At 67.2% G+C, this 10,503-nt stretch carries 7 protein-coding genes; 4 read left to right on the forward strand and 3 right to left on the reverse strand.

The window, feature by feature from the left end:
* Positions 1 to 1,691, forward strand: a 1,691-nt coding sequence (locus tag D6718_12980) for a glycosyltransferase (GenBank protein RMG43077.1), incomplete at its 5' end; no start/stop codon positions are given.
* An 811-nt stretch (positions 1,692 to 2,502) separates the two neighbouring features.
* On the forward strand, positions 2,503 to 3,963 hold the full coding sequence (locus tag D6718_12985) for a hypothetical protein (GenBank protein ID RMG43078.1): 1,461 nt from the start codon (positions 2,503 to 2,505) through the stop codon (positions 3,961 to 3,963).
* A 153-nt stretch (positions 3,964 to 4,116) separates the two neighbouring features.
* Here D6718_12985 and D6718_12990 read toward each other — a convergent pair whose 3' ends face one another.
* A complete protein-coding gene (locus D6718_12990) occupies positions 4,117 to 5,037 on the reverse strand; it encodes a hypothetical protein (protein ID RMG43079.1) in 921 nt (306 codons plus the stop codon).
* Positions 5,038 to 5,306: 269 nt separating this feature from the next.
* Here D6718_12990 and D6718_12995 point away from each other — a divergent pair, with 269 nt between their 5' ends.
* On the forward strand, positions 5,307 to 7,034 hold the full coding sequence (locus tag D6718_12995; protein RMG43080.1) for a hypothetical protein: 1,728 nt from the start codon (positions 5,307 to 5,309) through the stop codon (positions 7,032 to 7,034).
* A 305-nt stretch (positions 7,035 to 7,339) separates the two neighbouring features.
* Here D6718_12995 and D6718_13000 read toward each other — a convergent pair whose 3' ends face one another.
* Positions 7,340 to 8,527 (reverse strand): DUF1887 family protein, encoded by a 1,188-nt coding sequence (locus D6718_13000; GenBank protein RMG43081.1) that lies wholly within the window; start codon positions 8,525 to 8,527, stop codon positions 7,340 to 7,342.
* On the opposite strand from D6718_13000, the gene D6718_13005 reads away from it, so the two are divergent.
* Positions 8,526 to 9,938 carry a hypothetical protein gene (locus D6718_13005; protein RMG43082.1) on the forward strand — a complete coding sequence of 471 codons (1,413 nt, stop codon included), beginning with the start codon at positions 8,526 to 8,528 and terminating at the stop codon, positions 9,936 to 9,938. The two genes, D6718_13000 and D6718_13005, sit on opposite strands and share 2 nt — an antisense overlap.
* A gap of 87 nt (positions 9,939 to 10,025) precedes the next feature.
* On the opposite strand, the gene D6718_13010 is transcribed toward D6718_13005, so the two are convergent.
* Complete coding sequence (locus D6718_13010; GenBank protein RMG43083.1) at positions 10,026 to 10,481, reverse strand: CRISPR system precrRNA processing endoribonuclease RAMP protein Cas6; 456 nt, start codon at positions 10,479 to 10,481, stop codon at positions 10,026 to 10,028.
* Positions 10,482 to 10,503: the final 22 nt, after the last annotated feature.

The raw sequence follows: 10,503 nt of genomic DNA on the forward strand, positions 1-10,503 counted from the left end.
GCCTCGAGGCGGCCGCCTGTGGCGTTCCGATCGTGACCACGCGGGTCGGGAACATGCCCGAGTTCGTCGAGGAGGGCGTCTCGGGGCTTTTCATCGATCGCGACCCGGACTCGCTCGCCGAGCGGCTGGCATTCCTGCGCGATGCACCTGCGCTTCGCGCCGCGCTGGGCCGGGGCGCTCGTCGCGCCGCCGAGCGGTGGGACTGGCGCCGGCGGGCGGAGCACTACGCGGCGATGTTCGAATCGCTGCTGGCGGCGGGCGGAAAGCGCGACCGGGACGACCGGCGGGAGGGCCCGTCGTTCCGGTCGGCGGCCGACCTCTATCTCGCCAGCGCCGATCGGATGGACGCGGTCGAGCGGAATCTGGCCGAGCTGGCGCGGCGGCCGCCCCCGCGCGGCGGCCGCTATGCGACCGTCATCGGCGGCCTCTCCGGCCTGAACTACCTGCTCCGCCTCGCGCCCAAGGAGGTCGTCTTCTTCGACGTCAACACCGCCGCCCTCGCCTACGCGCGGCTGATCGTCGAGCTGATCGGCCTCAGCGCCGATCACCGTGATTTCACCGGGCGCGTTTTCGGGCGATCGGTCGAGCGCTTCCTCGCCGAGACCGGCGAGCGGGAGCTGTCCCTCGGCAACCAGCGGCGCTACCTCGCGCGCCCGGCCGAGGCGGCCCTGGTGGACGATACGCGGCAGCGCCTGTCGCCGGCGGCGCGGGAGACGTTCGACGCGACGCTGGCGGCGTTCTTGCCGGGGCGCACGGTGGACGGCGCGCGCAACTGCCGCCGGCTGCTGCCGTGCTGGCCGGCGGCGCAGCGCGTCCCCGTCGGGGGCGGCCTCGCCGAAGGGGACGACGAGTGGGGCCGCAGCATCCCGAACACGAACACGCTGTTCTACGGGCACGGCTGGCTCGCTTCGGCGGAGGCCTTCCGGACCGTGAAGCGGGCGCTCGCCGCGGCCGAGGTCCGGTTCGCTCCGTTCGATGTCTTCGACGGCGATCTCGACCAGCTCAGCGGCGGGCCGTCGACCGCCCCCGACCCGCTGGCGATCCACGTGTCGAACATCGACGACTGGTTCCCCGACCGCTTCGCGGCCACGGTCCGGCGATGGCGGGAAGACTGCCTGCGGGAGCAGCGCCCCCTCACCGTGATCACCGCCGTCAATGGCGTGCAGCGGCTGGACGCCGATCCCCACGCCTGGGCCCTCGCCGCATTGCGCCCGTACGTGTTCGGGAAGGTGGTGGAGGTGACGCTGCGGGTCCCGTGGGGCTTTCACGAGCTCGAACGCGTGAACGTCACGGCCGAGCGCTATGCAGCCGCCCCCGTGCCCGCCGAGACGACCATCCTCCACATCCTCGCGGGCGAGGGCGGGCCGCGGGATCTGCTCGCCCGCTGCTACCGGCAGGCCCTGGCGCACGGGTCGCGCGTGCTGGTCCTCGAGCACGATCCCGCATCCGACGATTGGGACGACGACGCCCGGGCCCGGATGCTCGACCGGTCGGCGCTGCTCGAACTCGTCCGGAACGAGGTCGCCGCGGGACGCCGGGGTCGGCTGACCGCCGTGCGCGCCGTCCGGGGAGAGCGGGACGGCCGCCGGAACGTGCTGCTCGTCGTCGACTCGGTGCCGGTGCCGGAGGGGGCCGCCGCCGGAACCGCCCGGGCCGCGGCCGCCGGGCTCCCGGCCTCCGAGAGCGGCTGAGCGCTCCTGCAGTACGCCAGGACGGCGCCTGGGCCCGGCGTCGCCGGCAGGAACGGGCGGGGAACGCACCGGCGACGGGCGCACGGCCCCGGAGGTGCTCCCTCGATGGTGCAAGACGCCGCGCAAGTCGATGAGAAACAAACACTTCGGCGCCATTCCCGAGCATCGATCCATTCGACAGCGGAACCCCCGATCCTCCAACGACTTCGGCGGGACGACGCACCATTGGGGATGCACTTCACACGGCTCGCGGAACACCCGCGCCAGGGGTCTGCCGAAGCGGTCCATCGGGCGGGCTCGCCCGGCCGGAACGGCTTCGCCGCCGGTCGGGGAGCACACGGAGGACGGCCGACGGGGTCCACCGGGCGGGTTTTCCCGGCCGGAGCCGCTCCGTCGCCGGCCGGGGGCGCACGAAGGACGGCCGACCCGCGGGCCTTCCCGTGCCGGGGAACGGCGCCTTGTGGAAAGGCCCCCGCCGCGGGACAGGGACTCCGGCGGGGCGGAATGGGGCCACCCCTATCCAAAATCTTGGATACGCACGGAATCTTGAACGCTGTTGGGCGCGGCTTGCCGAGGCACCGCTTCTAACCCGCTCTCCGGCAATCAATTGAGCGATGAAGCGCCCGCCGGGCGCTGGCATGGCGCTTGCTTTATCGTCTGTCCTGCGTTTGGGAAGCCGGGGCGGCCCGCCCGTCGCGGGTAGGGCTGCTGCCGGGTTACGGGTTCATCTTCTTCGCGCGCGACAGCGCTCATCCCCGATTCATTCGATCGCCAATTGCGGCGGCGGAACGCCGCCCGAGGAGGTTCCAAGATGCGACGCACAATTCTCGCCCTGGGTGCGGTGCTGGCCTGCGTCACGCCGGGACTGGCCCAGAACTACGCCGGATGGGCCCTGAACGACGCGCAGGCCGATCCGTATGTGCTTCTCGGCTCGTCGATCCAGAGCGAGGCCAGCTTTGGCCTGTTCCTCGACAGCTTCGACTACGCGGCGCAGCGCCCGGCCGATCTGGCGCTCATCACCGGGGACGAGAGCACGCGCCATCTCAACCGCCCGGCGACTCGCGAGGGCGACGCGCACATCCTGTACACGAATCTTTCCAACATCGGGACGTCGAACACGTTCCAGGCGGGAAGCGTTTTCCGTGCCGGCCCCGGGAACCTCGTCATCGCGGCCGGGTTTTCCCAGTTCGATCAGAAGACGACGACCGACAGCTTCGGGTCGACGTTCAGCTCCAGGAACGTGAGCAAGTCCGATAACGAGTGGACCCAGGTCGCGATCGGCTACGGCTGGTCCATCGGAGACAAGGGGCATCTCGGCTTCCTCTACAACTACGCCGATCTCAGCCAGCCCGACTCCTCCGTCTCGCAGCAGTTCGCTCCTTCGAGCAGCACCTTCAGCACCCTCGACGACTACCAGATCACCGACCACGACTTCCGCTTTGGCTGGCGGGGTGACCCGTCCGACGGGTTCACCTACTCGGTCGGCGCGCACGCCATGATCCGCGACATCACCGACCTGAGCCGCATCAACGAGAGCGACGGCACGGTCAACAGTGAAGGTCTCGAGATGAGCGGCACGCTCTGGGGCATCGACGGGCGGTTCACCTGGTACCACGACGACTACGACGTCGAACTCTTCGCCGACTACAGCACCGGAAGCTACGATCTCGACAACAACGTTCTCCAGAACGATCCCGGTGATTGGTTCGGCTTTTCCTACGACTATGCCGTCGACGACCAGTTCGACGCGGACATGACGACGATCGGCATGCGCTACCTGCGGCGCCTCGGCCAGGCCGACCTCGGAGTGGGCGTCTCCTTGCAGGACGCCAGCTACGACTTCTTCCTCGCTTACGACAGCGCCGACCCGGGGCCGCCTCCGGGAACGCCGAACACCAGGACCGAGACGTGGCGGAAGCAGGACTGGTTCGCAACGATGATCCCGATCTCGGCCCGCTACCACTTCACCGACAAGCTGAGCGTCACCGCGGGCGCGGAGTTCGCGCTGGTGCAGAGCGAGGTCGAGAACAGAGACCGCTACACTCCGACCGCGGATCCGGGCCTGCAGTCCGAGTTTAGGACCAAGACCGAGGACGACACGACGTTCACCGACTACAGGGTCGGCCTCCGCTACGAGCTGAACGAGCATGTCACCGGTCAGCTCATGTTCGGCCGGACCACGTCCTACTTCTTCGACAGCGTCGGCGGTTTCGGAAGCACCGACCTGATCGACACCACCAAGGCTGCCGTGAGCGTCACCGTGCAGTGGTGACTGCAGGCCCGAGGTCTGCACGCAACGACGAGGGGCGGCCGATCCGGCCGCCCCTTTCACGTCGTCGAACCCTCGCGGCACGCCCAGACCGGCGGGCGGCGCGCCGAGGAAGCGGCGCCCGGCCTCCCCGGCCGAGGCCGCCCGAGAGCGCCGTCAAGGCAGGTGGACGGCCATCCCCTTGGTCACCTTCGCGGCATCCCCGCTGACGACCGAGCAGATCGAAACCTTCTCCTTGACGCGGTCGACGCGCAGCCGCGCCACCTCGATCACCTCTTCGTCGAGGATCTCGCCGGTGTCCGGGTCCCGGATGACGTCGCGCTGGCCGACGACGAACTCCATTCCCGGCCGCACGCCCTCGCGCTGGCCGCGGTTCACGTAGACCTTGTCGCCCCGGACCGCCGCCACGGTGCCCGTCCAGGCGACGTTGGGAAGCTGGTCGATGATGAATTGCACGGCCTTCGCGCAGGCGTCCTGCACCGCAAGCCCGAGGTTGTCGTTCTCGTGGCCCCCGAACGCCGCACCCCAGCGCGACGTGTCGAAGCCGAGCTTGATTCCCTTCTTCTCCGCCTTGCCGACGACATTGGTCGAGGCGATCACCTGTCCCGTCGTCGAATCGACGACGTAGATCGTCGCGTTGATCTCGGCTTTCTGACCGCGCCCGCCGATCCGGAATCCCTTGATGCGGAGCCCTCCCCCCTTGCCTCCGGTGTCCATCTGGACGTGGGTGATCGCGCCCTTGACCAGCAACTGGGCGGGCGTCATCTGGCCGGTCGCCGGGGCCTTGGCACCTCCGGCGACGCGCCCGGAGGCGGCGAAGTCCTGCTCCGCCAGCGCCTCGTTGCGCATGTCCGACTCGCCGAGAACGATGAAGCGCCCCGACTGGTTTAGCATGTCCGTCAGGACCGTTCCCCACGCATCGCCGAGATTCCACGACCCCGACCAGTTCGCCCGGTTCTCGAAGCGCGAAACCGTGATCGTGTACCGCAGGCCTCCGCTCGGCGCCGCGGTCTCTCCCGAAAACACGGCGGTCCCTGCGCATGCCGTGATCGCCGCTGCGACAAGCACTCGCCTCATACCGTCTCTCCCTTTCTCGAACAACTTCCTTCCCTCGCCATCCCGCGCGACCGCTGGCCTCGACGCCCCAGAAGTTTGTCATCGCTCTCTACAGGATAGTTAAGGTTCCCGCCCGGGGCGAGTGCCTCTCCGGACGGACGCCCTGCTCGCCGCGATGACGAGCACCTTTTTCCCCTGATTCCCCTGACGGCTCCGACGCACGAGACCGTCCCTGCGGGGACGGGGTATCATTCTATGATCGCTCATTGGACGCGACGACGGAGGAGCTTATGCTCGCTGGGAAGGTTGTCGGGTTTCTCGGAAAGCGCCGCTACGAGCCAACCGACTACTATCTCGAAGAACGGCCGGAGGAGACCTTCTCGAGCCGTTTTTCGCCCGTCGCGCTCGCTAAGTTGATCGGCGCGGAACAGATCCACGTTCTGGCAACCCCCATGGCGCAAGACGCACATGGCTCCTTCTTCGAGGAAGAGGCGAAGTCGATCGGCGTTCCGGTGACGTTCCACGACTTTCCCGAGGTGCAAACGGCTCAGAACTTCCTCTGGAAGGCCTACGAGCGCATCGTCGATTTCGTTCAGGAGAGCGGGGGACGGATCCACTTCGACATTACTTACGGGTACCGTTTCTTTCCCTTTCTCGGCTTCGCGGCGTTTCAGCAGCTGGCATCGGAAGTCGGATCCGCTGCCGACACGAATTTCGAACTCGCCGGCCTTCGCTACGGCGCATACGAGGCTGGGACGGGCGGACGGACGCCCCTTGTGGACCTTTCGCCGGCCATTCAACTTTTGGAAGCGGCCTATGCGGCCAGGTTCTTTGCGGAAACCGGAAGTCCCGCGCCGCTTGCACGCATTCTGACGTCATTCCTACGAACCCGCCCTGGTCACGAATTCGCAAGCGTGGTCGGTCCTGTCGCCGGTCGTCTCGAGGAACTCGGGCCGCTCGTGGCGTCGGCCCTGCCGATCGACGCCGGGCGTGCCGCCGCGGGGGCGCTGAATCGTCTCGAGGATGCCAAGAAGAAGCTCCCAGCGTACGCAAGACGCCTCGTCTCCCTGATCACGCCGACCCTCGAACGGATTGCACTTTCCAGCCACGATCCGGATCAGCCGCCCCTCTCCGAGACGGAACTCATCCGCGAGCTCAAGTTTGCCGAGGTGCTACTCGAGCACGGCGACGTCTCGGGTGCTTATCTCGTGCTCGAGGAATGGTTCCTCAATCGCGCCATCCTGGCCTTAGGAGAAGGGGCAACCTGGCTCGATTACGAAGGGTGCCGGGAGAAGGTCCGGAGGCGTTTCAACGCCTTAGCCCGCCGTTTGGCACTGCTTCCGACGACGAACGAACCATGGAAGGCGGCGGTCTCGCATTGGCAAGCAATGCGGGACCGCAGGAACGCCTTCGCGCATGCGGGCTTCCGCGAGAAACCTGTTAGCATCGATTCATACCGTCACGATCTAGAACAGTTGCTCGAATTCGCGCGTGCCAACGTTGACCGGCACGAGGTGTGGCGCTTGGAGCCAGATGCAGAGCTCGATTCGCTCCTAATCACTGCGCTGGGCTTGTCGCCGGGTGTCCTATACACCGCCCTCACCCTCTTTACTCCAAATCTGGCCGTGGTCGTGACCTCTCACCGCGCGGAGCAGGCGCTCGAGGAGGCCTGCAGGCGGGCGCAATACTGCAAGGACCGTGTCCGAACGGTCGTCGTCGATACGCCCAACGACCCCCGGGCCTGCATACGGGCTGTGCGCGCTGCTGGGCTCGAGGATGTGCTTGCCGACGCCCGGGAGGTGGTCTTGAACTTGACCGGAGGCCCGACGGCTTTTCAGATAGCCTGCGAGGACCTTGCCCGGCGGGCCGAGTCGCTTGGTGCCGCGGTAAGAAGGATCATTCTGGTCGACGATCGCCCGAGAGAGGAGCAAGAAAGGAACCCGTGGGCGCTCGGGCAGGCTATCGAACTCGATGGCGATTCCTCCTCGGGGATATCCGAGGACGGCTCTGCGTCTTGAGGGCGAGGCGCGAGAGTGAGAAGATCGCACCTGCAGGCGTCGGGGCACCGCGCAAGCCGCTTCGGTGACGGGCTCGGGAGGATCTGGCGCCGTTCTACCATCGGGGTAGATTCCAGACACAGGCGCTGGACCGCATGCCAGGCCGGCCTGATCGGATTTTGCAACCATCGCGGGCACGGCGCTCGGCGATCGGGTCCGGTCCATCGCCGTGGCACGGCGAACGGAAGTCCGTTTCGTTCGCGACGATTTACCCGGCTGGCGCACTGCATTCGACGCGAACGATCCCGAACGCTGCGTCCACACGCCTAGCTGGCTCCGATCCAGGTCGCCACGATGTCCTCCAGTCGTGGCAGGCTCGCCCCTTCCACGAGCAACAGGCCGAGATCCGAACACCGCCGCTTCAGCGCGGGTGCGGCTCCGGACAGGCAGACGACTCCCCCACGACCGAGCCCTCCCCCGTACATTTCGCGCAGAACCTCGACGCGGAAGACGACGTCCCGCGGTGGGCGCAGTGCGGACTTGCACTCCAGCACGTACAGGCGGTTCCGCGCCGTAAACACAATGTCGAGTTCGCTGTCGGTGTCGGCATCCCTTTCGTACGACCTGATTCGAGCGGAAAGGGCGATATCGGTGATGCCCAGCCTCTCGCGTGCGCGGCTCAGCACGCCGTACGTGAACAGTTCGAGCCAGCCTCCGTCAATAAGCTTCCGCGTCCCCGGCTCGAGGAACTCCAGCCACGAGCCCTGCCGGCGCGCCATTCCGACCTCGACCAGCTTTTCCGCAAGTCGCCCCGCCGCCTGATCGCGTTGGATGCGACAGCGCTGGGGCTCCGACCGCCGACACGCACTGAGGCTTCGCTTCATCTCTGCGAGAATCGGCGCGTAACGCCGCGCATCCTGGCCGATCCACCATGCAATATTTCCCTCGAGACCGAACGGATCGGGTCGCTCCGCACCCCCTAAGGCAAACCCCGCTGCCTCGAGCGCATCTTGCACTCCGAGCACGGCTGGCAATTCGGACTGGCGGACCTGTGGGGCGAGCCAGCAGACCTTCTGGTTCGCCAAATCGAGGTAGAACACCGGACGCCCGTGGGCCCGAAAGGCATCGAACGCGGCCAAGGCCATGATTTTCGTCCCGCCCGTGACGTTCAGAACGGCGCGAAACGGACGGGAAAGAGCGATTGCGCTCTCGGCCGAGCGCCGGACGCCGTCGTAGTCGAAGGGTTGGGTGTGCACTTCGGTGACGTCGATACCGTGCCTCCTGGCGAAACGCGCGAGACGCTCGGCGTGCTTTCTGACGTCGGCGGACACGAGCGCGACCACGCGAGACGATCGCAGCTCCGGCACCAGGAGTGGGATCGTGCTGGAAAGAATCGTCTCTGAGACTAGGGCTACGTGGACCACCTTCCAAGCATAGACCGGCGCGGACTTGATAGGAAGTGGTGGAAATTCGGCCGTTTCGACCCAATGTTCCTTGAAGGGGCTTGGGACCATGGCGGAGACGGCACTCGCGCGCGCCGAGGCCCTGAGGCAGTCGGGCCGTTATGCGGAAGCGGCAGAACTATTTCGAAGCATCCTGGAAGAACTAGACCACCCGGACATCCTCTGTGGCCTCGCCAACTGCCTGCGTCATCTCGGAAAACCCGAGGAGGCACTCGAGTTGTTGGAGGGTGTCCGCTCGCGCTTGCCCCGACACGAGTGGGCGCGCCGGGAGTGGGTCTGGGCGGTCTACAAGGCCCGACTGGCGCCCGCGGTGGCCGTTGGGGACGTGCGGGCGGCGACGGAGGCCGCGCGATCGATTCTGGACGCCGGCGCCGAAGGACTCGCGCGAAAGAGAGCGTGCCTTGCCGCCGCGAGGGCTGCACGGACGCGAAAGAAATGGTCCGTTGCTCTCGAATGGACATCGCAGCTGGATCCGGAGGAGCTGGATGCCTCGCCTCGGCACCACCTCGGCAAGACGCTTCCCTCCGAAAGAGAGCAGTGGGCAATGCTCCACGTGCGGTCCCTTCTCGAGACCGGACGCCATGATGAGGCGGTGAAGGCAGCAGAGCGGGAGCTCTCCCATTGGCCGAATCAGCCTCACCTTCGACGCTGGCGGGCTGTGGCGCTGGCCCGGCTGGGTCAGGTAGAGGAGGCGCTCCAGGAACTCGACGACCTCTGCGCCAGGGCCGGTGAATGGTACAACTTCGATGCGCTCGCGGAGGTAGCGGAAAGCGCCGGGGAAATCGAGCGGGCGCTCGGCGCGGCCGCCCGCGCGCTTTGTGGAAAGGAGCCGCTCCCTTCGAAGGTGAACGTTCTCGAGCGTTTCGCGAGGCTTAGCCTCGCAGCGGGCTCGGCCGAGGACGCTTTCGTCTCTGCGAGGCTGGCAGAGGTGCTCCGCAAGGAGCGCAACTGGCCCGTGCGAGAATCGCTGCGCACTCTCGTGAGAACCGCATCAGCCGCTTGCCGGGTCGATGCCCTGCCGGCGGGCAAGCAGGCGCTCTTGCGGCGCGCTCGCGCAGCATGGGAGCGCCGCCGAAGCGCAGGCCGTCCTCGGTCGAATGGTGTCGTCGTGGACTACAAAGATGGTCGTCGCTTCGCTTTCATTCGGAACGACGCCGGAGAACGGATTTTCGTGATGGCAAGTGACCTTCCCGCTGCGGCCCGCCGAGTGGGTGCGGAGGTATCCTTCGCACTCGAGCCGAGCTTCGACCGGAAAAGGAACCGCCGTTCCGTCCGCGCCACCGATGTCCGACTGCGTTCCGCCGAAGCGGAGACGGAAGGCTCCGAACCGGGCGGGACCGCGCGAAAGGCGGCGAGCGAGCGAGCGACGCGGCCGGCACGTCGCCTCGGAATCCGCCGGTCGGAGGGCCCTGCCGACGGGGAACGGCCCGACCAAGGACGGCAGGGACGACTCGATCTGTAATCGTCGCCGGAGCCATTTCGGTATTCTGGCCTGTGGAAGCGAGGCACCCTCGGAGCAGTCCGGTCGACGGCACGCCCGGCACGACTATCAGAGAACGCTCCCCACCTCGAGCCTGCCCAGACCGAATGCGGTCCCCTTTCCGAGCCCTAGGAACCGCGCGGCGAGAAGGAACGGTGTGACCTCCTTCGGCCACGGCGGGTAGACTGCTTGTCCCACGATACCACCGAGCCGGTGAAAGCGCCTCTGCCGGGCCGAATAGCGACCGAGATCGATCCAGCGCCAGGACTCGTCGATCGGGACCAGTCGTTCCGCGCGTTCGATCACCTCGCGCACGGGTGGTCCTAGCACGGTTCCATCCCCGTGATGGCGCACGATACCGGCGGTGCGCCGCGCCGCGGCCACGACCAGATCGCGAGCCCTCAGACGATCGGCCCACCGGCCACCGACCTTTAGTCGCGTGGGGGTGCGAGCCTCGAGGCGCCACCGAGAGGCTTCCGCCAAGTGGCGCTGCGCGGCCTCGATCGCCGGCTCCGCTCGAGGCATCGGCAACGACCGTTCCGTGTCC

This window comes from Acidobacteriota bacterium (assembly GCA_003696075.1).
GTDB lineage: Bacteria > Acidobacteriota > Polarisedimenticolia > J045 > J045 > J045.

What these genes read in the sequence shown, in the direction of transcription:
- D6718_12985 (RMG43078.1), top strand. Translation starts at nt 2,503, where the DNA reads ATGCGACGCACAATTCTCGCCCTGGGTGCGGTGCTGGCCTGCGTCACG.
- D6718_12990 (RMG43079.1), bottom strand. Translation starts at nt 5,037, where the DNA reads ATGAGGCGAGTGCTTGTCGCAGCGGCGATCACGGCATGCGCAGGGACC.
- D6718_12995 (RMG43080.1), top strand. Translation starts at nt 5,307, where the DNA reads ATGCTCGCTGGGAAGGTTGTCGGGTTTCTCGGAAAGCGCCGCTACGAG.
- D6718_13005 (RMG43082.1), top strand. Translation starts at nt 8,526, where the DNA reads ATGGCGGAGACGGCACTCGCGCGCGCCGAGGCCCTGAGGCAGTCGGGC.
- D6718_13000 (RMG43081.1), bottom strand. Translation starts at nt 8,527, where the DNA reads ATGGTCCCAAGCCCCTTCAAGGAACATTGGGTCGAAACGGCCGAATTT.
- D6718_13010 (RMG43083.1), bottom strand. Translation starts at nt 10,481, where the DNA reads ATGCCTCGAGCGGAGCCGGCGATCGAGGCCGCGCAGCGCCACTTGGCG.